The 1191-nt window shown below is 48.1% G+C and carries 2 protein-coding genes; both read left to right on the top strand.

Annotation, left to right across the window (positions count from 1 at the left end; all coding sequences use genetic code 11):
* On the top strand, nt 1–525 hold a 525-nt coding region (locus A3756_RS18995; RefSeq protein ID WP_197481386.1), incomplete at its 5' end, for an enoyl-CoA hydratase/isomerase family protein.
* A 65-nt stretch (nt 526–590) separates the two neighbouring features.
* Nucleotides 591–1191: biotin carboxylase N-terminal domain-containing protein (locus A3756_RS18990; RefSeq protein ID WP_304438906.1), on the top strand; the 601-nt coding region annotated here is incomplete at its 3' end.

The following is a 1191-nucleotide window of genomic DNA, read 5'->3' as shown; positions in this document are numbered from 1 at the left end:
TTTGGACGCATGATTACTTATGCGAATCAGATTCCACAGGTACTCATTGTGGTCACAGAGGGGGCAGTCCTGGGCGGAGGCTTTGGCCTTGCCTGTATTTCCGACGTTGCCCTAACCTCTAGTGACGCAAAATTTGGCTTACCTGAAACCGGCCTGGGTATTCCACCGGCTCAAATCGCTCCATTTGTCGTGACACGCATTGGCTTAACCCAAGCGAGACGTCTAGCCTTATTAGGGTCTTGTTTTAACGGTCAGGAAGCTAAGGAGCTGGGCATTGTTCACGAGGCACATGAAACAAGTGAAGCACTTGAAGAAGACCTAGAATCAGTACTTAGCCAAGTTAAACGCTGTGCACCAGATGCTAACCGTATCACGAAAGAACTGATACTCGGAGTCGGCAAACAACCATTGGAAGAGTTATTAGACTCTGCAGCCCATTCCTTCTCACAAGCAGTACAAGGTAAAGAAGGCCAGGAAGGCACCATGGCCTTTGTACAGAAGAGATTGCCTAGCTGGGCAGAGTAGTCAGTTATCATCAAAACAATGGATTCCCGCCTTCGAGGGAATAACGATAAAAAGAGAGTATTAAGATGTCTAAACAAGTGACATTCGAAAAAGTATTAGTTGCAAACCGTGGAGAAATTGCCGTTCGTGTGATGCGTACAGCTAAGTCGCTCGGCTATAAAACCGTTGCGGTTTACAGTGAAGCTGATGCGGGTGCGCCACATGTTCTTAACGCAGACGAAGCGGTATGTATTGGTGCAGCACCAGTAGGCGAATCCTATTTAGTCGCAGACAAAATCCTTGCGGCCGCTAAACTAACTGGCGCTGGCGCCATTCACCCTGGCTATGGCTTCTTGTCTGAAAACTGTGACTTCGCCAACGCTTGCGAAAAGGCCAATATTGAATTTATCGGCCCACCTTCTGCAGCAATCGAGCTTATGGGTAGCAAACGTTTATCAAAGATCGCTATGACCAAGGCCGGTGTGCCTTGTATCCCTGGTTATGAAGGTGCTGATCAAGACATTGAGACACTCCTAAAAGAAGCCCAAACCATCGGCTTCCCTATTATGGTAAAAGCCTCTGCCGGTGGTGGTGGACGTGGTATGCGTCTGGTTTTTGAAGAGAGCGAGCTGGAAGCACAAATCAAAACAGCTAGTTCAGAAGCTGAGAATGCTTTTGGCAGTGGTG

Source organism: Oleiphilus sp. HI0086, from assembly GCF_001635225.1.
Note: the sequence above shows the minus strand (reverse complement) of the source record. Positions and strands in the feature narration are given on the sequence as shown.